Source organism: Bacillus sp. FDAARGOS_527 (genome assembly GCF_003812125.1).
GTDB lineage: Bacteria > Bacillota > Bacilli > Bacillales > Bacillaceae_G > Bacillus_A > Bacillus_A paranthracis.
On record NZ_CP033795.1, the window covers coordinates 4,511,689 to 4,535,275 of the forward strand.

A 23,587-nucleotide genomic window follows, 5' to 3' on the forward strand; every position below is an offset into this window, starting at 1 on the left:
TTTAACGTTGTTTTTTACATATAAAATCTACTTTTAAAAAAAACGTTAAGAAATCCTTTGACTTTTTAATGAAAACAATGTAAATTATCATATGGACGAACATTTTTTATTAATAAAAATAAAATATTCGTATTTTAGGGGTGTAAATGATGGAAAACGTATTCGACTATGAAGATATTCAATTAATTCCTGCAAAATGTATTGTGAACAGCCGCTCTGAATGTGATACAACTGTCACTTTAGGTAAACATAAATTTAAATTACCTGTCGTACCTGCAAATATGCAAACGATTATTGATGAAAGAATTGCAACGTATTTAGCTGAAAATAATTACTTCTATATCATGCATCGTTTCCAACCAGAGAAACGAATCTCATTCATTAGAGATATGCAATCACGTGGATTAATCGCTTCTATTAGCGTTGGTGTAAAAGCGGACGAGTATGAATTCGTACAACAATTAGCTGCTGAGCACCTTACGCCTGAATACATCACGATTGATATCGCGCATGGACATTCTAATGCTGTAATCAACATGATTCAACATATTAAAAAGCATTTACCAGAAAGCTTCGTTATCGCTGGAAACGTTGGAACTCCAGAAGCGGTAAGAGAATTAGAAAACGCTGGTGCTGACGCAACAAAAGTTGGTATTGGACCTGGTAAAGTTTGTATTACTAAAATTAAAACAGGCTTTGGAACTGGTGGTTGGCAGCTAGCTGCACTTCGCTGGTGTGCAAAAGCTGCAAGTAAACCAATTATCGCTGACGGTGGTATTCGTACACATGGCGACGTAGCTAAATCTATTCGATTTGGGGCGACTATGGTTATGATCGGTTCTCTATTCGCTGGTCATGAAGAGTCTCCAGGGGAAACAATCGAAAAAGACGGCAAACTTTATAAAGAGTACTTCGGTTCAGCTTCTGAATTCCAAAAAGGTGAGAAGAAAAACGTTGAAGGTAAGAAAATGTTCGTTGAGCATAAAGGTTCTTTAGAAGACACTTTAATCGAAATGGAACAAGATCTTCAATCTTCTATCTCTTATGCTGGTGGAACAAAATTAGACTCAATTCGTACTGTAGATTATGTAGTCGTGAAAAACTCTATTTTCAACGGGGATAAAGTATATTAATTTTTAAATTTAACTCGAGGGACAAGCATTTTTATGCTTGTCCTTCTTTTTCATATATAGAAATGTAAAATATTTTCATTTTACTGAATTTTCTAGTATCATGTTTTTAGATACTTATAATAAGGGGGATATAATATATATGAAAGATGTAATTGAGAAACGCCATATTCGCGCAGAAGTTCCTACTGAATTAACATGGGACCTCTCTGATTTATACGAATCTGATAAAGAGTGGGAAACTGCATTACGTGTATTAACAGATGATATAAAAAAACTTGATGCGTTTAAAGGTCAATTACACACTAGCCCCACTATCTTATTACATTGCCTACTTTTAGAAGAAGAGCTTTTAATGAAGTTAACAAAACTATACTCCTACGCAAATTTAAAAGAATCTGTTGATCGTACAAATCCAGTTATTCAAGCGAACTCTTCCAAAGTTGCTGCTTTATGGACGAAAGTACATACGGCGCTATCCTTTATCCATAATGAAATTCTCTCATTAGAAGAAGACACAATTGAAAAATATTTAACGGAAGAAACAAAACTCGAACCTTTCCGTAAATCATTACTAGACATATTACAAAAAAGGCAGCACACGCTCTCTCCTGAAACTGAAGAAGCACTTGCTGCACTTGGCGAAGTACATAATTCTCCATACAAAATTTACGGTATGACTAAATTAGCCGATATGGATTTTAACTCCATACAAGACGAACAAGGAAATGAACTTCCTGTCTCATTTGCATTATTTGAAAGTAAATATGAGTTTTCTCCAAGCGCAGACATACGCAGAAAGGCGTACTCATCATTTGTGTCCACTTTGAAGCGATATAAAAATACCGTGGCAACAACATATGCTACCGAGGTAAAAAAACAAGTAACACTTTCTCGTTTACGCAAATTTGAATCTGTTACTCATATGCTTTTAGAACTTCAAAAAGTTCCACTTGAAATGTATAACAATCAACTCGATATTATTTATAAAGAATTGGCGCCTCATATGCGCCGTTTTGCAGATTTAAAAAAGAAAGTATTAGGACTCGATGAAATGCTGTTCTGCGACTTACACGCACCTTTAGATCCCGAGTTTAATCCGACAATTACTTACGAAGAAGCTGGAAAACTTATTCAAGACTCTTTACAAGTACTTGGCGATGAATATAGTTCCATTATCAAAAAAGGGTTCAAAGAAAGATGGGTGGACCTTGCAGATAACGTAGGCAAATCCACTGGAGCATTTTGTTCAAGTCCATATGGTTCTCATCCATACATTTTAATTACATGGCAAAATACGATGCGTGGCTGCTTCACATTAGCTCATGAATTTGGGCACGCTGGTCATTTTTATTTAGCAAATAAAAACCAGCGTATTATGAACGTACGTCCATCTATGTACTTCGTGGAAGCACCATCTACAATGAATGAATTACTATTAGCCCAGCATTTATTAGCGACCACTGACGATAAGAGAATGCGTAGATGGGTCATTCTGCAACTACTCGGCACATATTATCATAACTTTGTTACTCACTTACTTGAGGGAGAATATCAAAGGAGGGTATACAGCCTAGCAGAAGAAGGAGAAGCACTTACAGCTACAACTTTAACTGAAATAAAAACAAATGTACTTTCAACATTCTGGGGAGATTCCGTAGAAATTGATGAAGGTGCTGGATTAACTTGGATGCGTCAACCTCATTATTATATGGGCTTATATTCTTACACCTACTCCGCTGGCCTTACTGCATCTACTGCGGTAGCTCGAATGATTAAAGAAGAAGGACAACCTGCTGTTGATCGCTGGTTAGATGTACTTCGCGCTGGTGGTACGATGAAACCACTGGAATTAATGAAACATGCTGGAGTCGATATGTCAAAACCAGATACAATCCGCAAAGCTGTTTCTTACGTTGGTTCCTTAATTGATGAATTAGAGCGCTCTTATCAAGAATAAAGTGAAACTTTAATCAGTGGGGGCCATCCCCCACTGATTATTAGCCCTCACCAATCGGGCTTTTACGGACAGTTGATTCCCTACCTAACTTCTTTGCTTCCGCTGAATTTTGAGGTAGGGATCTTACTGCCCGGCAAATAGCGGGATAAAAAATAAGCCCTCGCTTTATGAGGGCTTATTTCATATTTACTTTCCAAATCTTTTACGGTATCCACATTTTCTACATAGCTCTTCAACTGCAACTCTTCTAGAAAATCCATCAACAATGTTTGTTGCTCTTTCGCCTTCTATAATGTTAGAAAATGAATCATTATTAATATTCCCAAGATTAATAATCCCTTCACCATCTAAACAACAAGGAATAACCGTTCCGTTCGCTAAAATACCAGCTTGATTTCGAAGACCATGACAGAATCCTTTTCCATCATCCTCTTCTTCATGCAATGCTGGCCACTGGAATTCATAGTCTTGATTAATAAAGACGCGTTCCGCAATTTTTATACCTTTTCCTGGTGTAAGCTTCTCTTCAATTTGATAAGATAAATTAAACTCATTTTCAATGATGGATAATAACTCTCTATTTTTTTGGATTTCAGCATTCGTTTTATTATCCTGCGTTAAATTCCATAATCTTAGTGAAACAATTAAATCTGATTGACTTGTTGCCTCTCTAATGAAGGAAAGTATACTTCTTACATAGCCCTCTTTATCTTGTGAACCTGGGTGTCCATCAAAACTATGCAGTGAAAAATTCATTTGTCTTAAAGCAGGCTTATTTAACAGTCTATGCCTTCTCTTATTAATTAACGTTCCGTTCGTTGTAATATTAACTTTAAACCCTTTTTCATGGCTTAAATCTAACAATTGATCTATTTTCGGATGAAGCAACGGCTCACCCTTCACGTGCAAATAAATGTAGTCTGTGTGTGGTTTAATTTGGTCTAATCTTTTCGCAAAATCCTCCACAGAAATGAATTGCTTCTGCCTTTCCGTCGGCGGACAAAAGCTGCACGCAAGATTACATACACTCGTAATCTCCAAGTAAAATTTCTTAAACTTCTTCACCTTTAACTCCTCACTTCTATGACTACTTATACTTTTTCCTCTTCATATTACAGCATACTTTTTTAGAAATAGAAACATACTTATTTTAGGAAATATAGAAAACGGCCACATCTGTAGCCGTTTGAATGTACTATTACTATTTATGATACGGTTCCCCACGATTAATCCGAAACGCCCTATACACTTGCTCAAGCAATACTAATCGCATTAATTGGTGTGGTAACGTCATCTTTGAAAAAGAAAGAGATTCATTTGAACGCTTCATTACTTCTGAACTTAGTCCAAGTGATCCGCCAATTACAAAGGCAACTTTACTCTTTCCATATGTAGCAAGACGATCTAAGCTTACTGCAAATTCTTCTGATGATTTTTGCTTTCCTTCTATCGCTAACGCAATGACATGCGTATCATCAGAAATTTTATCTAGTATACGTATACCTTCTTTTTCTTTTACAATTAACATTTCTGCTTCACTTAAATTTTCTGGTGCCTTTTCATCTGGCAATTCAATTACTTCTACTTTTGCGTATGCAGATAATCGTTTTAAGTATTCTGCTATACCTTGTTTTAAATATTTTTCTTTTAATTTCCCAATTGAAATAATCGAGATATTCACACGTATTCCCCACCTTACAAACATGTTATCCACATAACTTATCCACATATCCACAATTGTTACCCACATATTGTGTGGGAATCTGTGTTCGATACAACATATGTCGCCTCATTTTGACAAAATTCACATGTTTTTTTCTCTTTTTCTGAGTTATCCACATTGTTAATAACTGGCGCGACTTCACACTCATCCACAATAATATCTAAAGCTAATTCAACATGTTCTAAACAACAAGGTAAGTTCATGTTCTTCACCTCACTTTTCTACAATAGAAAACAGGAGGTAGGCCCTCCTGTTTTTAATACTTTTGAATGCCTAGTTTAACCGTTGTTGTTGCTCGTTTTGTACCACGATAAAACGTAAGAGTCATTTTATCATTAATTTTTTTATCATATAAGGCCGTACGGAATCCGATAATATCGCGAACTGGTTTCCCATCTACTGCTACAATCACATCGTGTTCTCGCAAACCAGCATCTGTACCTGGCGAAGGGCTTTTCACATCTAAAATGCAAACTCCCTCTGTTACATTGCCTGGTAAATGCAATGTTTTTGACCAATAGTAGTTTGGAATTTCATTTAATGATCTCAGTTCAATTCCAACATACGGTCTTCTTACTTTTCCGTACTTCTCTAATTCATTCATAATTGGAACAGCTCTAGTAACAGGAATAGCTAGCCCAATTCCTTCTACTTCTTTTGCCGCAATTTTCATTGAGTTAATACCAATTAATTGACCTGCTGCGTTTACAAGCGCACCACCACTATTACCCGGATTAATTGCTGCGTCTGTTTGCAATACTTCTACTTGCCAATCATAATGTCCATCTTGATCTAAATCTACAGGGACAATACGCTCATTAGCTGAAATAATACCTTGTGTGACGGTTCCAGAAAATTGGAGCCCGAGCGGGTTTCCAATCGCAATGACTGGTTCTCCTCTACGAACAGTATTAGAATCGCCAATCTCAATTACTTTTTTCACATGCTTTGCATCTATTTCTAGTACAGCCAAATCTGTGACTACATCAGTTCCTAATACCTTTCCAGGAACCTTCTTACCATCACTCAAACTTACTTCAATACGATTTGCTCCAGCAACAACATGATTATTCGTTACAATGTAAGCTTGACCATCTGTCTTCTTATAAATTACACCTGATCCCGTACCTGCTTCTGAATCTGCCTCTGAAAAATTATCTCGTTGAATATTAATAACTCCAACAACAGCTTCAGACGCACGATCAACAGCATCGACAAAGCTAATCTGTTTAATTCCTTGCGCTTGGGCCATATTACTTCCACTTGCTTCTGCTTGTGGAAACGCGCCTGCATCATTTGAAAACAAAGGAGCTCCAAATGCAAATAACGAAGCTCCTACAATTGTTCCAGCTATACTAGAAATAACAATACCTTTATGCTTCTTTTTTCTTGCACGTTTCATACGATAATTTTCTTCATCAATAAAGGACATATTTGTTCACCTATCTTCCTGAAAACAACTATATTCACCTTTATTGTTTACTAAAATGAAGAATTATACGTATTGAATTTTTGTCGGCATTTTTGGATCTGTATCGTGAATTTCAAAGGCTTCTCCCACTCCAAATCCCTTTTCCTCTAATACTTGTGATACTGACATACGTGCTAGTTCTTTCATGTTATTATCTAAACTTAAATGGGCTAAATAAATATGTTTTGTCTCATCTGTAATTACATCCGCCATTGCTAATGCAGCATCTTCATTACAAACGTGCCCCACATCACTTAAAATACGTCGTTTAATACTCCATGGATAACGTCCCATACGAAGCATTTCTACGTCATGATTACTTTCAAATACGAAAGCATTAGCTCCCTTAATAACACCTTTCATACGGTCACTCACGTACCCTGTATCTGTAATAAGGGCTAATTTTCTATTATTGTTATGAAAAGCATAGAACATCGGCTCTGCCGCATCATGAGACACCCCAAATGACTCGACCTCAATATCACCAAATGTTTTCACATCCCCAACTGAGAAAATAAACTTTTGCTCAGTTGGGATATTTCCTATTAAGTGTTCCATTGCGTTCCATGTTTTCTCATTTGCATAAACAGGTAAATCATATTTACGTGCCAATACACCTAAGCCTTTAATATGGTCACTATGTTCATGTGTTACAAGAATACCCGATACATCATTTATATTTAATTCTGCCTGTTTAAATAAAGCCTCTGTTGCTTTACCACTTAAACCTGCATCGACAAGTAACTTCTTTTCATCTGTTCCTACATATAGCATATTCCCTGTACTTCCACTTGCAAGTACGCTAAAATGCAAACCCATTCTTTCTCACTCCAGTATGTTCATCAACCACTTGATTTTCCTTTTCCCCTAATTCCATAACTTGTCCTTCAATTGCATTTACAAAGAAGTCCTGCTTCTGCTCCGTCTTTAAGTTCCACGTTGGAGCAAGTACTTGGTTATTAGAAGTAGATGCGGTAAGGTTGGCATAACCAATTTGCGCTTCTTTTACATGTGTATTCCCATGAATTTTATTTTTTAAATACAGATTTTCTAAAGCGGTTTGGGCAGTAATAATTTCTTGCTGTTTCGTTTTTTCACTTTCGCCCATTTCTTTTAAATCTGTTAACATCGTCTGCGTGTACGACACAAGTTCATTTTTTTCATTTAATTCCACAACAATCATCGCCTGATCGTTATAGAAAATAGGCTTATCTTTATACTTTTGGAAGAAGTAAATTTTAGAGTCTTTCATCGCTCCAAACTCATACTTTTGTCCATCCAATACATAGTTCTTCAAAAAATCATTATACTTATCTTTTGATAACGATTTTGTATTTAAAAAGGGCTCTTTTAGCTTACTTTCTATCTTGTACATATTTTGTATATGCGCCGTTTGATTTTTTAAAGACTGTATGTCTTCTTCTTTAAATGCCTTGTTTTCAGCCCTAATAAATGACTCTTTTTTCGGTTCTTTAGGGAAATTACCCATAGTAATTTTGTTTGCTTTTAATTCTTGATCTATCTTTGTTTCTGCAATAAGCTCCAATTGATTACTATCTTGCTTTTGAATGAATTGAAAAATGAGAAAGAGGTCCAAAACAAAAAAGGTCACAATAAATATGGTTTTAATCCGATCCCAATCCATTTAGTCCCCCCTCATTCCACTCATATATTTTTTGTTTGCCAGCTTCATCTTCAACAAACTTTACATACCAAATTGGCTGTAGTCGCGCTACTTGCCCATCTAGTGATAATTTGTATCCAATCCCAATGTCTTTAATGGATCTTTTATCTACCGCGGCATTATTTTCTAAGGATGCTATTACAACATGACCTGACGGAAGAGTAACCTTCTGCTCTATACCTTTCGTATTTAAAGAAAGCAACGGTCTTTCATATTCCATTACTTCTTCTGATCCCCATACTTGTCTCAATTCAGCTAATCCATCAGTATTGAATACGGGATATCCATCTTCCTGTAAGCGGAATACTGTCTGTCCTTTATTCATATAGTCCAAACGATATGAATCCAAACTCCCACTGTGACCATTTACAAAATCAAAACTTTTTTGTAAAAGCATTAAATTATCTGGCTTTTTCTCACTTAAAACAGAAGAATTTTTATACTTTAGCATATGCTGATCATTTTCAATCTCCATAGACCTAATACCATCTGTAAATATTTCTTTCGATCCCTCGATAATAGGGCTTAAATAACGTGGGTCACTAAAAAGAGCATTCTTAAATGTATCAACCGCCAAATTAGATGAAATATATGTTATATTACTTAATTCTGTCGTTCCATCTGGTAAAAATAGCTTTTTCATATCATTAATTTGATAGTCAAAATAAGGTTTCGCTGATACTATAAATTGATTTTGTGCATTTACAATATCTTTTAAATACACACCACTTAATTTTGCTTCATATATTCTAGAGTTATCACCATCGGAAACAAAATTAATTTTAATTTCTTGATCCCTACTTCTAGAAGGGTCAAGAATAATTCGATTAAAGTGTTTAGGCTTATCTATACTTTTTTCTTTCATACTAAACATAGATTTAACTGCATCAAATGGGATGTTGGTAGGGAAAATAAGTTCAATTTTCCCTTCACCATGCACATAAGAAAGAAAGTCAGCCTTAGCAATCGATATCTCTTTGAACTCATGTAATTCCCCTGCTTCCAAAGTTCTATAGATTGATTCTATATCTCCCTCTCTTTTGCTCCCGTAATGATTTTTATCTTTATGCACAATGATAGAAGTAGGGCGGACAACATCAGCGATTTTCGTTTGAGTATTTCCCTCATTCCCCTGTACAAATTTTGCGTTTTGCATAGATGTGGAATCTGGCACATACGTCCATAAGTTAAAAGTAAGAAATAGACTAATTACAACTAAATTAATTAAAACTATCGTTTTAACATTCTCCATACTCATTCCCATTCGTCCTCTTCATCTGCTGCCATAGGCAATGTGAAATAAATCGTTGTCCCTTTTCCTTCCTCACTCTTTGCCCAAATCGAGCCACCATGTGCCTCAATCATTTCTTTCGCAATTGCTAATCCAAGTCCTGTACCGCCCATTTGTCTTGAACGTGCTTTATCTACGCGATAAAAACGTTCAAAGATTTTATCGACGTTTTCTTTCGGAATACCCATTCCTTGATCACTTACACTAATCTCCAATAATTCTCCGCGATCACGTAAACGATATGTTACTGTTCCACCTTCTGGTGAATACTTTAATGCATTCGAAATAATGTTATACAATACTTGCGTAATTTTATCCGTATCCATATCAATAAATCGAGATTTTTTAGAGAAGGATCGTTTGAAGCTTACGTTTTGCTCTTTAGACATTTCAAAACGATCAATAATGTTATTAAAGAAGTCAGTAAAGTCGACCCATTCTTTCATTAAACGATGTTCTGTACTATCGAGTTTAGATAGTTGCAATAACGCATTTACAAGTCTAATCATTCTTTCTGTTTCTTCTTGTGTAACTGTTAAAAATTGTGGTGCAATATTTGGATCTTGCCACGCACCGTCTGTAAGTGCCTCTAAGTAACTGCGCATTGTCGTTAATGGCGTTCTTAATTCATGAGAGACGTTTGCTACAAACTCGCGGCGTTCTCTTTCTATACGCTCCTGCTCAGTCACATCATATAATACGGCAATTAAACCATTTGCTTTCCCTGTCTCTTTTTGAATAACAGAGAAACTAGCGCGTAAAATATATGGCTCATTTCTCGTACTAAAATCTAATAAAACAGAATCCGGCTCTTCGTATAAATGATCGAGCGTAAATTCTTCTTGTATTCCCAATACTTCTAAAACAGATTGATCGAGCGCCGTTTCACGCGAAACATTTAGCATCTTTTCCGCAGGATCATTTAATAAAATAATGTCCCCTTTTCGGTCAGTAGCAATTACTCCATCTGTCATATGTGATAATACGGATGACAATTTACGTCTTTCACTTTCTGTTGAAGAACGAGCTTGTTGTAATTTTTTTGATAAATTATTGAAAGATAATGCTAATTGTCCAATTTCATCATGGCTATGCACTTTTACTTTTCTTGAATAGTTTCCTTTTGCCATTTCAATTGCTTGTCTTCGCATATCAGAGATTGGTCTCGTAATCGTTTGAGCTAACAAAATTCCAAGTACAGCTGTTACGAGTAATGCAATAACGGTTCCGGTCGCAAAGATTTGATTAATATCCTTCATCTGCTTATAAACATCTTCCATAGATGCAACAACGTAAATAGCACCAAGTGCATCTTTGTTGTTATCATCCATAATAGGAGTAATCATAACTTGTACACGGTGACCTGTACGACCATCCTTCTCAATTTTCACTTCTGGTTTTTTTTGTACCAATACCCGCTGAACAGCTATATCAGTTGACGTTCTATTTACCTTGTTTTGCTTTGACTCATCTGAAATAGCGAGCAGCTTTCTATTCGCATCAAATACACTTACCTCTTGAATATCCTTCTTTCGATCAGAGGCAAATTTTCGAATGGAAGTTTTAATCGTTTCACCTGTTGATTCTGTCTCTGCTTTTGTATAACTTTTTTTAAACTCTTGTTTCAAGTTATACGATAATAAGTTCGTTTGTTGCGTTAAAGAATCTCTAAAACCTTGTACAAGACTCTTTTCTAACTCTCTTACGAAATATACCCCAATAACTTGCATAGCTATCAATATTAATAGCATATATATGAGTACAAATTTTAAATGAATAGATTGAAAAAAACCGACTTTCTTCATATACTATTCCTGCTCTGGGTCACGCAAGTAATACCCTACTCCACGTCTAGTGACAATTAATGTAGGATGACTTGGATTATCTTCAATTTTTTCACGTAGACGACGTACTGTTACATCCACTGTACGTACATCTCCAAAATAATCATAACCCCAAACTGTTTGTAATAAATGTTCACGTGTCATAACTTGTCCTAAATGTTTTGCCAAATAATGTAATAACTCAAATTCACGGTGTGTAAGCTCAATATTTTCCTCACGTTTCGTTACACTATACGCATTTGGATTAATAACAATTGGTCCAATAACCATTTCCGTATTTTCTTCTTTCTCTGCCGCACCACCTTGCTGATGGCGACGTAAATTCGCCTTCACGCGAGCAAGTAATTCCCTCGTACTAAATGGCTTCGTTACATAATCATCTGCCCCAAGCTCAAGTCCTAATACTTTATCGATTTCAGAATCCTTCGCTGTAAGCATAATAATCGGCATTTCTGAGCTTTTACGTATTTCACGGCAAACCTCTAAGCCATCCTTACCTGGTAGCATAATATCTAATAAAACCATATCTGGCTGTTCTTCAGTCGCTTTTTCAATTGCTTCATCACCATCGTGCGCCATTACAATTTCAAAACCTTCTTTTTCTAGGTTGAACTTCAAAATATCTGCAATCGGCTTTTCATCATCAACTACTAAAATTTTCTTTCCCATCATCGTCTATTTCCTCCTTATAAAGTGAAACTTTAATCAGCCCTCACCAATCGGGCTTTTACGGGCAGCTCGCTTCCCACCTAACTTCTTTGCTTTCGTTGAATTTTAAGGTGGGGGTCTTACTGCCCGGTAAATAACAGGGTAAAAATATGGTCAATATCCTTAAACACATTGATGTCTACATAGTATGTCCCTATATGACCACATCTTTTGCTTAAGTACTTTCTCCTCTATTCTCACAGACTCATGTATAATCCACTTTTACACGGAATCCTATACGATCTATAGAAAAACCTCTAGCTTCAACTGCTAGAGGCTCCTCATTCTATTTTAAAATAACTACTCAATTTTGTAAAATTACACAAATAAAAAGGATATTAAGTGGGCCCACTTAATATCCTGAGAGTGGCTCGGGACGGAATCGAACCGCCGACACGAGGATTTTCAGTCCTCTGCTCTACCGACTGAGCTACCGAGCCAAAACTATATATAAAACCACTAATGGTGGTATAAACAAAAGTGGCGGTCCCGACCGGGGTCGAACCGGCGATCTCCTGCGTGACAGGCAGGCATGTTAACCACTACACCACGGGACCAAAAATGAACATAAAAAAACATGACCCGTACGGGATTCGAACCCGTGTTACCGCCGTGAAAGGGCGGTGTCTTAACCACTTGACCAACGGGCCACGAAAAATAAAATGGTGAGCCATGAAGGACTCGAACCTTCGACCCTCTGATTAAAAGTCAGATGCTCTACCAACTGAGCTAATGGCTCATACTCACCAACGTCATATTTTCGTGACGACAAGATGTATCATAACATGTTTTATTTATTTTTTGCAATACCTTTTTTTATTTTTTATAAAAAACAAGAAAAAACTCATGCGGACATGAGTTTTTTCTTAAAAATATCAATTAAGCTTCGTATACGTTACGAACGATATTCGTTTGATTACGATCTGGTCCAACTGAGAACATAGATAATTGAATTCCTGTTAACTCAGAAACACGTTCTACGTATTTTCTTGCATTCTCAGGAAGTTCGTCTAATGATCTTACACCAGTAATATCTTCTGTCCAACCTGGAAGCTCTTCGTATACAGGCTCACATTTCGCTAAAATGTTTAAGTTTGCTGGAACTTCATCGATAACTTCGCCATTGTATTTGTAAGCAACACAAATTTTAAGAGTTGGAATACCAGTTAGAACGTCGATAGAGTTTAATGATAAATCTGTTAAACCACTAACACGACGCGCATGTCTTACAACAACGCTATCAAACCAACCTACGCGGCGTGGACGACCAGTTGTCGTTCCATACTCACGACCAACTTCACGAATTTGATGACCAATTTCATCATGAAGCTCAGTAGGGAACGGACCATCACCTACGCGGCTTGTATATGCTTTACATACACCTACAACGCGAGTAACTTTTGCAGGGCCAACTCCAGTTCCAACTGTTACACCACCAGCAATTGGGTTAGAAGATGTAACGAACGGATACGTACCGTGGTCGATATCAAGCATAACACCTTGTGCACCTTCAAATAATACACGGTGATTATTATCTAATGCATCATTTAATACAACAGACGTATCACACACATATTGCGCGATTTGTTGTCCGTACTCGAAGTACTCTTCGAAGATTTCTTCTACACTGAAACCTTCTGTATCGTACATTTTTTCAAACAAACGATTTTTTTGTGCTAAATTGCGCTCAAGCTTCTCTTTAAATGCTTCACGGTCTAAAAGATCAGCCATACGAATACCAATACGAGCAGCTTTGTCCATGTATGCAGGACCGATACCTTTTTTCGTTGTACCGATTTTGTTATCACCTTTACTTGCTTCTTCTAACTCATCTTGTTTTAAGTGATAAGGCAAAATAACGTGCGCACGGTTACTTACGCGTAAATTATCAGTACTTACACCACGATCGTGTAAGTATTTTAACTCTTCAAGTAATGCTTTCGGATCTACTACTAAGCCGTTTCCGATTACACAAATTTTCTCTTTATAGAAAATACCAGATGGAATTAAGTGTAATTTATATTTAACTCCGCCAAAAACAATTGTATGTCCTGCGTTATTTCCACCTTGATATCTTGCAACTACTTCCGCATGCTCAGAAAGAAAATCAGTGATTTTACCTTTTCCTTCGTCGCCCCATTGTGTTCCTACAACTACTACTGAAGACATTATTAAAGCACCTCCGCAATTTTCAAACGATCTATTCAAACAATATAATTGTACCAAAACCGAAAAAGAAGTCAACCAAAAAGCGAACATTTTTTTATCAAAAAACTTTTTCGTTCGTAAGAATTATATTTTCACACTATGAAAGCCTTATCTTTTCTATAAAAAAAAAGAAACACATCTTATTATAAGAAATGCGTTTCTTTTTTATACTATCGTTATGCCGGCGGCGCATGTCCATCTTCGAAACGACGTTCTAAGTTAACGAACTTATTGAACTCTTTAACGAATGCGAGCTCTACTGAGCCTACTGGACCATTACGCTGCTTTGCAATAATAATTTCAATCGTATTTTTATTTTCCGTTTCTCGGTCATAGTAATCTTCACGATATAGGAAGGCTACGATATCGGCATCCTGCTCGATACTTCCCGATTCACGAATATCAGACATCATCGGACGTTTATCTTGACGAGATTCTACACCACGAGATAACTGTGACAAGGCAATAACAGGAACTTGTAATTCACGCGCAATCCCTTTTAGTGTACGAGAAATCTCAGATACTTCCTGCTGACGGTTCTCTCCTGATTTCCCACTTCCTTGAATAAGCTGTAAGTAGTCAATCAAGATCATACCAAGACCCTGTTCTTGTTTTAATCTACGACATTTTGCTCGAATCTCATTTACTTTAATCCCCGGCGTATCATCAATATAAATACCAGCATTAGAAAGGCTACCCATTGCCATCGTTAATTTCGCCCAATCATCAGAAGTTAACGATCCGGTACGAAGTCTTTGTGCATCAATATTCCCTTCTGCACAAAGCATACGCATAACAAGCTGATCAGCACCCATCTCTAGACTAAAAATCGCTACATTTTCATCCGTTTTCGTCGCTACGTTTTGTGCGATATTTAATGAAAATGCCGTTTTACCTACCGACGGACGTGCCGCCACGATGATTAAATCATTTCGCTGGAACCCTGCCGTCATCTTATCTAATTCAGTAAATCCAGTCGGTATCCCGGTCACTTCACCTTTTTGATTATGCAAAAGTTCGATTTTATCGTAAGCATCTACAAGAACGTCTTTAATATTTTGGAATGCTTTCGCATTCGTCTGATGAGATACTTCTAATATTTTTTTCTCAGCCTCATTTAAAAGACCATCCACATCATCTTCTCTCTCATATCCATCAGACACAATATGAGTCGCCGTTCGAATTAAACGACGTAACAGTGCTTTTTCAGCGATGATTCTTGCATAATACTCTACGTTAGCAGCAGTCGGAACAACTTCTGCTAATTCTGCTAAGTAAGAAACCCCACCAACTTCTTCTAGTAATCCTTGATCAGCCATTGCTGACGTCATCATTACTAAGTCAATTGGCTCCCCCTTATCAGATAAACCAAGCATGACTTCAAAAATCTTTTGATGTTTCGTTCGATAAAATGAGTCAGGTACTAATAGTTCCGATGCCGATGTTAACGCATCCTGATCAATCAATATAGCACCTAAGACTGCCTGCTCAGCTTCTATATTATGCGGAGGGGTACGATCAGCCATTACATCACTCATACGCAATCCTCCTTGCTTAACTTAGTTTTATTGTTCACTAACATGAACTTTTACTGTTGCTGTTACTTGCGGATGCAATTTCACAGTAACGTTTGTATAGCCTAATGCACGAATTGCATCATCCATTTCAAATTTACGCTTATCAAGTTTAATATTGTGAGATTTTTGCATTGCATCTACGATTTGTTTACTTGTGATTGAACCGAATAGACGGCCACCTTCTCCAGATTTAGCCTTTAATTCTACAGTTAATTTCTCTAACGTTTCTTTTAATTGTTTTGCATTTTCAAGCTCTGCTGCTGCATCTTTTTCTTCTTTGCGCTTTTGAGCTTCTAAAGTTTTCATACTGCTATTCGTCGCTTCAGCAGCTAATCCTTGTTTTAGTAAGAAGTTATTTGCATAACCATCTGGTACGTTTTTTACTTCCCCTTTTTTCCCTTTACCTTTTACGTCTTTTAGAAAAATTACTTTCATGATTGTGTGCCTCCCTGTAAATAGTCATCAATAACAAATCGAAGCTTCTCCTCAGCTTCATCTACTGTAACATTTTTCATTTGTGTGGCTGCATTCGTTAAATGCCCGCCACCACCTAAGTTTTCCATAATTAGCTGCACATTCACTTCACCTAAAGACCTGCCGCTAATTCCAATGAAATTCTCGCCACGTTTTGCAATAACAAATGATGCAATAATTCCTGTCATTGTTAATAATGTGTCCGCTGATTGCGCAATAAGCACTTGATCGTAGTAATCATCGCTATCAACTTTTGCAATCGCAATTCCATTTTTATAAATGTACGCATTTTTAATAGCTTTTGCAACCCGTAAATACTGATCCATATCTTCTTTTAAAAGCTCTTGTACAAGTACAGTATCTGCACCATGTGAGCGTAAATAAGAAGCAGCATCAAACGTACGAGCACCTGTCCGGAATGTAAAGCTTTTCGTATCAACAATAATACCTGCTAATAATGCTGTTGCTTCTAACATTGTCATTTTTAAATTTTTCGGTTGGTATTCAAGTAATTCCGTAACAAGTTCCGCCGTGGAAGAAGCGTATGGCTCCATGTAAACAAGCAATGGATCTTCAATAAAATCTTCTCCTCGGCGATGATGGTCAATAACAACTACATTTTCAATTTTGCGTAACAGCTTTTCTTCCATCACCATTGAAGGCTTATGCGTATCAACAACAACAAGTAATGAATCATCATTTGCAAATTCCATCGCTTGTTCTGGTGTAATAAAGTGAGACCATAACTCTTCATTTTGTTTCACTTTATCCATTAAACGCTTAATTCCCTTATCAGAATCATTTTCATCGAGCACAATATATCCTTTGCGCTCATTTAATTGCGCTACCTTTAAAATACCAATCGCAGCACCAATTGCGTCCATATCAGGAGCCCTATGCCCCATTATAATGACATTGCTACTTTCTAATACTAAATCCTTTAATGCATGCGAAATCACTCTGGCACGTACACGAGTACGTTTTTCCACCGGATTTGTCTTACCACCATAAAACTTAACTTTACCTGTCGCTTGTTTAATAGCTACTTGATCTCCACCACGCCCAAGCGCAAGGTCTAGACCTGATTGAGCCATCGCCCCAAGCTCGGATAAAGGTAAATCACCTGATCCAACACCTACACTTAATGTAAGTGGTATATTTCTTTTGGATGTTTCTTCACGTACTTGGTCTAAAATACTAAATTTCCCTTTCTCCATCTGCGCTAAAATACTTTCATTTAGTACAACGAAGAATCTTTCCGAAGATGCACGTTTTAAATATGCCCCATACTTAACGGCCCATTCATTTAGACGGGATGTCACAAGACTTGTTATATTCGTACGTAATTGATCATCTAATCCTTGTGTAACTTCATCATAATTATCTAAATAAATAACAGCTAAAACAGTACGTTGATCCTCGTACATCTTTTCAATCTCTGTTTGTTCTGTTACATCAAAGAAATAAATTAACTTTTCTTCTTTCCTTACAAAGACACGAAACTTTCGATTATTTAAAGAGACTATATCATCGGATGTTTCTCCCTTAATAAAAAGAAGTAACGTTTCTGATACATCATAAAGGTGCCATCCAGCTAATGCATGCTGCCCCAGACATGAAGATAAATAAGGATTTGCCCAATCAATCCCATAATCCTTATTGTATAACAAAATACCAATCGGCATCTGGTTAAATGCCTCATTACTCACTTTCTTTACCCTTGTAATCATATCTGTCGTATGTTTTTCAAAATTCTTTTGGAAAGTAAGTTCAAATCGTACAACAACAAAAAGGACGATACAAAAAATAAAGAAGGAGACTATCCCCATTAGTAAATGAAAATAACAGAGGATTGAAATGAGCACAAACACAAAAAATGCCAATACGTAAACAGGATATAAAAACCACTGTTTCTTATAAAATTCAGGCATGTATACAACTCCTATAAAGTAAAACTAACTTATCTTCCAGTTAGTAATACAGATTAAAATAGTATAAGGAATATTATTTTATCCTCCTATTTTAGAACGCAATGAAATCCCTAAATCAATTATACCTAAGATTGTCACAAGAGGAAACAGCATCGGGATAAACATGCAGGCGATAAAACTAATAATAGGAACCCCTTTCGTAAAACCTTTGCTATGCGCCAGAAAAGCAATAAACGTCAAACCTTGCAGCACGAGTAGTAAAGCAAATATGACATATAGGTTAGAAAATACCATATGTAAATATGATGTCGGTTCTACTTTTATAAAAGTTGATAGCAAAATAAATATAACGTAATACCAAACAATACTTTTCGGTAATTGTATATCTTTAAATTTAGGCCAAGGTATGACACCATGTTTTAGCTTTCTCAAAACACTACTTGATATCATAACTGTAATCCATGAAAAACATACTGAGACCATGACAAGTAAACTCGGGAATAATGTTTGTAACACATCATTAAATTGTGCAAATAGCTCTTTTTGCTCTTTACTAATCGGCATACCCGCAGCAGTAACTATCTTTTCACTTTGCGTCATACTTTCATTAAACATATTTTGCATTTGCTTCATTAAATCTATGTTAAAAAACTTTATACTTGCAACATAAATGAGCATAATACCAATTAAGTAAGCAAGCGTCCCTGCCATCAAAATTTCTACCGGCTTTTTTTGTTTTTTATACATATACCCTAAAACGATGCCTATCAACCCAAACATAGTTGTCTTTACTAAGTTCATCGGTTGACTGACGATAACAGTAATAAAAAGCGCCGCCGTAAAAATTACAAAGGCACTGGATAATTTATATCTTATCGTTAGCAATATAAATGGCAACGGCAATGCAAACGTTACAACTGCACCTAAAATTGGAACATACATAGATATAAGCAATAGCATTGCATATATCGCTAACAACGCTGCACCTTCAGTAATAAATTTTGTGTTTTTCATCATCTAACCTCTCTTTCAAAAAAGAAAAGCATAGCAAAATGCACAGTAGAGTCCGACTCTACTGTGCATTTCATACGCTATTATTCACCAACATATGGTAAAAGTGCCATTTGACGAGCACGTTTAATTGCAACTGTAAGTTTGCGTTGGTATTTTGCGCTTGTTCCTGTTACACGACGAGGTAAAATTTTACCACGCTCAGAAACGAAACGTTTTAATAAATCAACATCTTTATAATCGATGCGAGTGATGCCGTTAGCTGTGAAGAAACACACCTTACGACGTTTCGCACGTCCACCTTTGCGTCCTGCCATGTCTATTTCCCTCCATTCTTTGTTAAAACTAACAAATTTACTGTATTAGAACGGTAAATCGTCGTCGGAAATGTCGATCGGTTGACCTACATTTGAAAATGGATCGTCATTCTTCGTAAATCCAGAGTTTCCTTGGTTACCTTGGTTGCCTGAATTACTAGATTGACCAAATGGGTTAGAGCTTTGGTTACCGAAACCAGCTCCTGATGGTTGCTGATTAAATGAACCACGTTGCTCCCCACCGCCATTACGCGGCTCTAAAAATTGTACGCTTTCCGCAAGAACTTCTGTTACATATACACGTTTACCATCTTGTCCCTCGTAATTACGAGTTTGAAGACGCCCATCTACGCCTGCTAAGCTACCTTTTTTCAAATAATTTGCTACGTTTTCTGCTTGTTTACGCCATATTACACAATTAATAAAGTCAGCTTCACGCTCACCTTGTTGATTCGCAAATGCGCGATTCACAGCTAACGTAAAAGTAGCTACTGCAACACCATTGGGCGTGTAACGTAAGTCAGGGTCCTTAGTTAAACGACCAACGAGGATAACACGATTCATCAATCGAACCACTCTCCCTTATATATCAATTATTTTTCTTCTTCTTTAACAACGATATGACGAAGGATATCTTCGTTGATCTTAGCTAAACGATCGAATTCGTTAATCGCTTCTGCGTTAGCATTCACGTTTAAGATCATGTAGAAACCTTCACGTAAGTCGTTGATTTCGTAAGCTAAACGACGCTTACCCCACTCTTTCGTGTTAATGATTTCTGCACCATTGTTTGTTAAAACACCTGCAAAACGTTCAACTAAAGCTTTTTGAGCTTCTTCTTCAACGCCAGGACGAATGATGTACATAATTTCGTACTTTCTCATTACACTTTCACCTCCTTTTGGTCTAAACGGCCCGTAATGGGCAAGGAGCAATTAATTTATAGTAATTACTCACGAGTTTAGATTATATCATAGTAAGTTAGATGAATCAACTCACCCATACATAAAAAACTTGGCAAACACATAATATATTTGCCAAGTTCATATCTTTATTTTTCCTAGGAAATATTAAATTAAACGTTGAAACGGAAATGCATAACGTCTCCGTCTTTTACGATATACTCTTTTCCTTCTAAACGAACTTTACCAGCTTCTTTTGCAGCTGTCATAGAACCGTTTGTCATTAAGTCTTCGTAAGAAACTGTTTCTGCACGAATAAATCCACGCTCAAAGTCTGTATGAATTACGCCGGCACATTGTGGTGCTTTCATACCTTGTTTGAACGTCCATGCACGTACTTCTTGCACACCTGCTGTGAAGTAAGTAGCAAGTCCTAATAAATCATATGCAGCACGAATTAATTGATCTAAACCAGATTCCTCAATGCCCAGTTCTTCAAGGAAGACTTTTTTCTCTTCCTCGTCTAGCTCAGCAATTTCTGATTCGATTTTTGCACATACAACGATTACTTGAGAATTTTCATTTGCAGCAAATTCTTTTACCATTTGTACGTATTTGTTTTCAGAAGGATCGATAACATCGTCCTCGCTTACGTTTGCTACGTATAACATTTCTTTCGTTGTCAGTAAATGAAGACCTTTAACAATCTTCATTTGCTCTTCTGTAAATTCAACAGTACGAGCTGGTTTACCCTCTTCAAAAGCTTCTTTTAAACGTACTAAAATTTCATGCTCATATACCGCTTCTTTATCCTTTTGTCTTGCTAATTTCGCAACACGTTCGATACGTTTATCAACAGATTCTAAGTCTGCTAAGATTAGCTCTAAGTTGATTGTTTCAATATCATCAATTGGGTCTACTTTACCTGAAACATGCGTAATATTTTCGTCTTCAAAACAACGCACAACTTGGCAAATTGCATCTACTTGGCGAATGTGAGATAAGAATTTATTTCCTAAACCTTCACCTTTACTCGCGCCTTTTACGATACCTGCAATATCAGTAAACTCAAATACAGTCGGAACAGTTTTTTTCGGTTCTACTAATTCCGTTAATTTATTTAAACGCTCATCTGGTACTTCTACAATTCCTACGTTTGGATCAATTGTACAGAATGGATAGTTTGCAGATTCTGCTCCTGCTTGTGTAATTGCATTAAATAAAGTGGACTTCCCTACGTTAGGTAATCCAACAATCCCAGCCGTTAATCCCATATTTTTCACTCCTATGTCTCAATCTTTCATCATTATAGATAGTAACGAAAAAAATGACAAGTTTCCTCCAAACGAAAAAAAGTAACAGCTACCCACTGTAACTGTTACTTTCTCTCTATTCTTCGTGCTTCACAAGTATTTTTTTCACCTTACGATCAAACTCTCTTCGAGGAATCATTACTGAATGGTCACATCCCTCGCACTTAATGCGGATATCCATTCCCATACGAATAATCTTCCAACGATTCTCCCCACATGGGTGGGCTTTCTTCATTTCCACAACATCGTACAAGTTATACTGCTTTTGCTCCATTCTCCAAACCCCTCTCCATATTAAATTGCTTTTCCACTCACTAACTCTTCACGATTATATAAAACCATACGTGGATATGGAATTTCAATACCATGTAAATCTAGACGATTTTTAATTTCTTTACGAAGTGCCCTTGCAATAACTGCATGTTGCATCGGCTCTACTTCTGCAATAACACGTAATATAACTTCTGATGCAGCTAATGTTTGCACGCCTAATAACTGAGGCGTTGTTACCATTTGCTCATATTGTGCAGGTAATTCTTCTAATAATTCTTCAATGACTTGCTCTGCTTTTGCTATATCAGCCTCATACGAAATAGATACGTCAACAAATGCTACACTATTACTAACTGAATAGTTGGTAACCTGAACGATACTTCCGTTTGGTAAAGTATGAATTTCACCTGTCCAACTTTTCACTTTCGTTGTACGAAGTCCAATTTCTAAAACGACACCTTCAAACTGACCAATTTTCACATAGTCACCAACTGAAAATTGATCTTCTAACAAGATAAATAACCCTGTAATAACATCTTTCACTAAACTTTGAGCACCAAATCCGACTGCTAAACCAATTACCCCAGCACCGGCTAATAAACCTGATGCATTAATATTAAACACACCTAAAATCGCAATTAACATAATGAACATAACAACGTATGCCACAATATTTTCAAGTAACTTCGCTACTGTAACTGTACGACGTTCTGAAATTTGAATTGGAGAACGACTTCCCATACGAAACGCATTTCGTACAACCGCTCTTGCAATTCGCACTACAATTGCACCAATTGTTAAAATGATACATATTTTTAATGTCGCAATTCCAATATGAGCCCAACGATCAGCATCTAATAAATACTGTTTCGTAGCATTAAACCACTTCGTTAATAAATCCATGTACCTCTACCTCTCAGCCAAAATTTCTTTTTAGTTATCCTTCTTATTGTATCAGAAGTCTCCTAATTGCTGAAAAAATTTTATGACTTTAATTCTATTTGTTAACCGCCATGCAGGTATAAAATGGAACGAATATATATATACTAGTACTATTATTTCCGTTCTCACTTAAATTTTACAGCGAGTACGCACTTATAGTTTTCCATTTTACTCACCATATAACATATTTTGAAAATTTATTAAAAGGATGGGTGCTTCATGAATATTGGAAGTTTTCGCTTACCTTTTTTCGAAAAAGAAACTCAAAATGTTATGCACCAAGATTTAGAAGCCTCCGAGACAATTAGTAACTTCTTACTTTCTCATATCCCTATTAAAACTCATATACCAATTATTCTCGTTTGTATCGGAACAGATCGTTCTACAGGAGATGCACTCGGTCCGTTAGTTGGTACGAAACTAGAACAAGTAGGAATTAAAAACTTCCAAGTATTCGGCACACTAGATGATCCGGTACATGCGCTAAATTTAGAAGAAAAAATTCGGAATATACAGAAAGATAATCCTACTTCATTTATAATTGCGGTTGATGCATGTTTAGGGAAATCTCAAAGTATTGGTTCCATCACTACAGGAATGGGACCTAGTAAACCTGGAGCTGCAATGAATAAGAAATTACCTGCAGTTGGTGATTTACATATTCATGGCATCGTAAATTTAAATGGTTTTATGGAGTTTTTCGTTCTGCAAAATACAAGATTAAGTTTAGTCATGAAAATGGCTGACGTAATCGCACAGAGCATAAAAGAAACGGATCAAAAAATATGTGCATTAAAAAAAGCAAACCATCTATAAATAATAAGATGG

The 23,587-nt window shown here is 36.5% G+C and carries 23 protein-coding genes and 4 tRNA genes; 3 read left to right on the plus strand and 24 right to left on the minus strand.

Annotated features, from left to right (window positions below):
- Positions 1 to 149: 149 nt before the first annotated feature.
- Both guaC and pepF read left to right on the plus strand, forming a co-directional pair.
- Complete coding sequence (gene guaC / locus EGX95_RS26125; protein WP_000432432.1) at positions 150 to 1,133, plus strand: GMP reductase; 984 nt, start codon at positions 150 to 152, stop codon at positions 1,131 to 1,133.
- 139 nt (positions 1,134 to 1,272) lie between these two features.
- Positions 1,273 to 3,090 (plus strand): oligoendopeptidase F, encoded by a 1,818-nt coding sequence (gene pepF / locus EGX95_RS26130; protein ID WP_000655846.1) that lies wholly within the window; start codon positions 1,273 to 1,275, stop codon positions 3,088 to 3,090.
- A gap of 186 nt (positions 3,091 to 3,276) precedes the next feature.
- On the opposite strand, the gene EGX95_RS26135 is transcribed toward pepF, so the two are convergent.
- The 24 genes from EGX95_RS26135 to EGX95_RS26250 form a co-directional block, all read right to left on the minus strand.
- Complete coding sequence (locus tag EGX95_RS26135; protein WP_000713636.1) at positions 3,277 to 4,155, minus strand: radical SAM/SPASM domain-containing protein; 879 nt, start codon at positions 4,153 to 4,155, stop codon at positions 3,277 to 3,279.
- A gap of 136 nt (positions 4,156 to 4,291) precedes the next feature.
- Positions 4,292 to 4,771, minus strand: a complete 480-nt coding sequence (gene rlmH, locus EGX95_RS26140) for a 23S rRNA (pseudouridine(1915)-N(3))-methyltransferase RlmH (protein ID WP_001027003.1) — start codon at positions 4,769 to 4,771, stop codon at positions 4,292 to 4,294.
- A gap of 59 nt (positions 4,772 to 4,830) precedes the next feature.
- On the minus strand, positions 4,831 to 5,016 hold the full coding sequence (locus EGX95_RS26145; RefSeq protein WP_001052827.1) for a CxxH/CxxC protein: 186 nt from the start codon (positions 5,014 to 5,016) through the stop codon (positions 4,831 to 4,833).
- Between the two features lie 53 nt (positions 5,017 to 5,069).
- On the minus strand, positions 5,070 to 6,245 hold the full coding sequence (locus tag EGX95_RS26150; RefSeq protein WP_000008038.1) for a S1C family serine protease: 1,176 nt from the start codon (positions 6,243 to 6,245) through the stop codon (positions 5,070 to 5,072).
- Between the two features lie 63 nt (positions 6,246 to 6,308).
- The gene (locus EGX95_RS26155) at positions 6,309 to 7,103 is read right to left on the minus strand and encodes an MBL fold metallo-hydrolase (protein WP_000522836.1); all 795 of its coding nucleotides are present in this window, start codon (positions 7,101 to 7,103) and stop codon (positions 6,309 to 6,311) included.
- Positions 7,087 to 7,929, minus strand: coding sequence for a two-component system regulatory protein YycI (locus tag EGX95_RS26160; RefSeq protein ID WP_000383723.1), 843 nt, complete (start codon positions 7,927 to 7,929; stop codon positions 7,087 to 7,089). The genes EGX95_RS26155 and EGX95_RS26160 overlap by 17 nt, the downstream gene beginning before the upstream one ends.
- On the minus strand, positions 7,910 to 9,226 hold the full coding sequence (locus tag EGX95_RS26165; protein ID WP_000061586.1) for a YycH family regulatory protein: 1,317 nt from the start codon (positions 9,224 to 9,226) through the stop codon (positions 7,910 to 7,912). The genes EGX95_RS26160 and EGX95_RS26165 overlap by 20 nt, the downstream gene beginning before the upstream one ends.
- Positions 9,223 to 11,064: a cell wall metabolism sensor histidine kinase WalK gene (gene walK / locus EGX95_RS26170; RefSeq protein ID WP_000755380.1), complete on the minus strand. Its 1,842-nt coding sequence runs from the start codon at positions 11,062 to 11,064 to the stop codon at positions 9,223 to 9,225. The genes EGX95_RS26165 and walK overlap by 4 nt, the downstream gene beginning before the upstream one ends.
- A 3-nt stretch (positions 11,065 to 11,067) precedes the next feature.
- The gene (gene walR, locus EGX95_RS26175) at positions 11,068 to 11,775 is read right to left on the minus strand and encodes a cell wall metabolism DNA-binding response regulator WalR (protein ID WP_000971872.1); all 708 of its coding nucleotides are present in this window, start codon (positions 11,773 to 11,775) and stop codon (positions 11,068 to 11,070) included.
- A gap of 403 nt (positions 11,776 to 12,178) precedes the next feature.
- A tRNA-Phe gene (locus tag EGX95_RS26180) sits at positions 12,179 to 12,251 on the minus strand.
- 41 nt (positions 12,252 to 12,292) lie between these two features.
- Positions 12,293 to 12,368: transfer RNA gene (locus EGX95_RS26185), tRNA-Asp, on the minus strand.
- A gap of 21 nt (positions 12,369 to 12,389) precedes the next feature.
- Positions 12,390 to 12,461, minus strand: a tRNA-Glu gene (locus tag EGX95_RS26190).
- A 13-nt stretch (positions 12,462 to 12,474) separates the two neighbouring features.
- Positions 12,475 to 12,550, minus strand: a tRNA-Lys gene (locus EGX95_RS26195).
- Positions 12,551 to 12,690: 140 nt separating this feature from the next.
- Positions 12,691 to 13,980: an adenylosuccinate synthase gene (locus EGX95_RS26200; RefSeq protein ID WP_000100224.1), complete on the minus strand. Its 1,290-nt coding sequence runs from the start codon at positions 13,978 to 13,980 to the stop codon at positions 12,691 to 12,693.
- 215 nt (positions 13,981 to 14,195) lie between these two features.
- Positions 14,196 to 15,557: a replicative DNA helicase gene (dnaB, locus tag EGX95_RS26205; protein ID WP_001286244.1), complete on the minus strand. Its 1,362-nt coding sequence runs from the start codon at positions 15,555 to 15,557 to the stop codon at positions 14,196 to 14,198.
- A 27-nt stretch (positions 15,558 to 15,584) separates the two neighbouring features.
- Complete coding sequence (rplI, locus tag EGX95_RS26210; RefSeq protein ID WP_000864231.1) at positions 15,585 to 16,031, minus strand: 50S ribosomal protein L9; 447 nt, start codon at positions 16,029 to 16,031, stop codon at positions 15,585 to 15,587.
- The gene (locus EGX95_RS26215; protein ID WP_001113897.1) at positions 16,028 to 18,001 is read right to left on the minus strand and encodes a DHH family phosphoesterase; all 1,974 of its coding nucleotides are present in this window, start codon (positions 17,999 to 18,001) and stop codon (positions 16,028 to 16,030) included. Before EGX95_RS26215 ends, rplI begins: the two co-directional genes overlap by 4 nt.
- Positions 18,002 to 18,079: 78 nt before the next feature.
- Positions 18,080 to 19,015 (minus strand): YybS family protein, encoded by a 936-nt coding sequence (locus EGX95_RS26220; RefSeq protein ID WP_000799147.1) that lies wholly within the window; start codon positions 19,013 to 19,015, stop codon positions 18,080 to 18,082.
- 80 nt (positions 19,016 to 19,095) lie between these two features.
- Positions 19,096 to 19,329: a 30S ribosomal protein S18 gene (gene rpsR / locus EGX95_RS26225; protein WP_000918873.1), complete on the minus strand. Its 234-nt coding sequence runs from the start codon at positions 19,327 to 19,329 to the stop codon at positions 19,096 to 19,098.
- 45 nt (positions 19,330 to 19,374) lie between these two features.
- Positions 19,375 to 19,896 carry a single-stranded DNA-binding protein gene (gene ssb, locus EGX95_RS26230; RefSeq protein ID WP_000981967.1) on the minus strand — a complete coding sequence of 174 codons (522 nt, stop codon included), beginning with the start codon at positions 19,894 to 19,896 and terminating at the stop codon, positions 19,375 to 19,377.
- Between the two features lie 26 nt (positions 19,897 to 19,922).
- A complete protein-coding gene (gene rpsF, locus EGX95_RS26235; protein WP_001233779.1) occupies positions 19,923 to 20,213 on the minus strand; it encodes a 30S ribosomal protein S6 in 291 nt (96 codons plus the stop codon).
- Positions 20,214 to 20,404: 191 nt separating this feature from the next.
- Positions 20,405 to 21,505, minus strand: coding sequence for a redox-regulated ATPase YchF (gene ychF, locus EGX95_RS26240; protein WP_000524669.1), 1,101 nt, complete (start codon positions 21,503 to 21,505; stop codon positions 20,405 to 20,407).
- A gap of 115 nt (positions 21,506 to 21,620) precedes the next feature.
- Positions 21,621 to 21,818 (minus strand): DUF951 domain-containing protein, encoded by a 198-nt coding sequence (locus EGX95_RS26245; RefSeq protein ID WP_000436051.1) that lies wholly within the window; start codon positions 21,816 to 21,818, stop codon positions 21,621 to 21,623.
- 20 nt (positions 21,819 to 21,838) lie between these two features.
- Positions 21,839 to 22,720 (minus strand): mechanosensitive ion channel family protein, encoded by an 882-nt coding sequence (locus EGX95_RS26250; protein ID WP_000365104.1) that lies wholly within the window; start codon positions 22,718 to 22,720, stop codon positions 21,839 to 21,841.
- Between the two features lie 258 nt (positions 22,721 to 22,978).
- Between EGX95_RS26250 and yyaC the strand changes: the two genes are divergently transcribed.
- Positions 22,979 to 23,575 carry a spore protease YyaC gene (yyaC, locus tag EGX95_RS26255; protein ID WP_001020720.1) on the plus strand — a complete coding sequence of 199 codons (597 nt, stop codon included), beginning with the start codon at positions 22,979 to 22,981 and terminating at the stop codon, positions 23,573 to 23,575.
- The last annotated feature ends 12 nt before the right edge of the window (positions 23,576 to 23,587 follow it).

Bases quoted from the DNA above. Each gene is read 5' to 3' on its own strand.
- EGX95_RS26200 (WP_000100224.1), bottom strand. From the start codon at position 13,980: ATGTCTTCAGTAGTAGTTGTAGGAACACAATGGGGCGACGAAGGAAAA.
- rplI (WP_000864231.1), bottom strand. From the start codon at position 16,031: ATGAAAGTAATTTTTCTAAAAGACGTAAAAGGTAAAGGGAAAAAAGGG.
- ychF (WP_000524669.1), bottom strand. From the start codon at position 21,505: ATGGGATTAACGGCTGGGATTGTTGGATTACCTAACGTAGGGAAGTCC.
- EGX95_RS26220 (WP_000799147.1), bottom strand. From the start codon at position 19,015: ATGAAAAACACAAAATTTATTACTGAAGGTGCAGCGTTGTTAGCGATA.
- EGX95_RS26155 (WP_000522836.1), bottom strand. From the start codon at position 7,103: ATGGGTTTGCATTTTAGCGTACTTGCAAGTGGAAGTACAGGGAATATG.
- rpsR (WP_000918873.1), bottom strand. From the start codon at position 19,329: ATGGCAGGACGCAAAGGTGGACGTGCGAAACGTCGTAAGGTGTGTTTC.
- yyaC (WP_001020720.1), top strand. From the start codon at position 22,979: ATGAATATTGGAAGTTTTCGCTTACCTTTTTTCGAAAAAGAAACTCAA.
- EGX95_RS26245 (WP_000436051.1), bottom strand. From the start codon at position 21,818: ATGGAGCAAAAGCAGTATAACTTGTACGATGTTGTGGAAATGAAGAAA.
- EGX95_RS26145 (WP_001052827.1), bottom strand. From the start codon at position 5,016: ATGAACTTACCTTGTTGTTTAGAACATGTTGAATTAGCTTTAGATATT.
- pepF (WP_000655846.1), top strand. From the start codon at position 1,273: ATGAAAGATGTAATTGAGAAACGCCATATTCGCGCAGAAGTTCCTACT.
- EGX95_RS26215 (WP_001113897.1), bottom strand. From the start codon at position 18,001: ATGCCTGAATTTTATAAGAAACAGTGGTTTTTATATCCTGTTTACGTA.
- walK (WP_000755380.1), bottom strand. From the start codon at position 11,064: ATGAAGAAAGTCGGTTTTTTTCAATCTATTCATTTAAAATTTGTACTC.
- EGX95_RS26250 (WP_000365104.1), bottom strand. From the start codon at position 22,720: ATGGATTTATTAACGAAGTGGTTTAATGCTACGAAACAGTATTTATTA.
- rpsF (WP_001233779.1), bottom strand. From the start codon at position 20,213: ATGAGAAAGTACGAAATTATGTACATCATTCGTCCTGGCGTTGAAGAA.
- EGX95_RS26165 (WP_000061586.1), bottom strand. From the start codon at position 9,226: ATGAGTATGGAGAATGTTAAAACGATAGTTTTAATTAATTTAGTTGTA.
- walR (WP_000971872.1), bottom strand. From the start codon at position 11,775: ATGATGGGAAAGAAAATTTTAGTAGTTGATGATGAAAAGCCGATTGCA.
- guaC (WP_000432432.1), top strand. From the start codon at position 150: ATGGAAAACGTATTCGACTATGAAGATATTCAATTAATTCCTGCAAAA.
- dnaB (WP_001286244.1), bottom strand. From the start codon at position 15,557: ATGAGTGATGTAATGGCTGATCGTACCCCTCCGCATAATATAGAAGCT.
- EGX95_RS26150 (WP_000008038.1), bottom strand. From the start codon at position 6,245: ATGTCCTTTATTGATGAAGAAAATTATCGTATGAAACGTGCAAGAAAA.
- EGX95_RS26160 (WP_000383723.1), bottom strand. From the start codon at position 7,929: ATGGATTGGGATCGGATTAAAACCATATTTATTGTGACCTTTTTTGTT.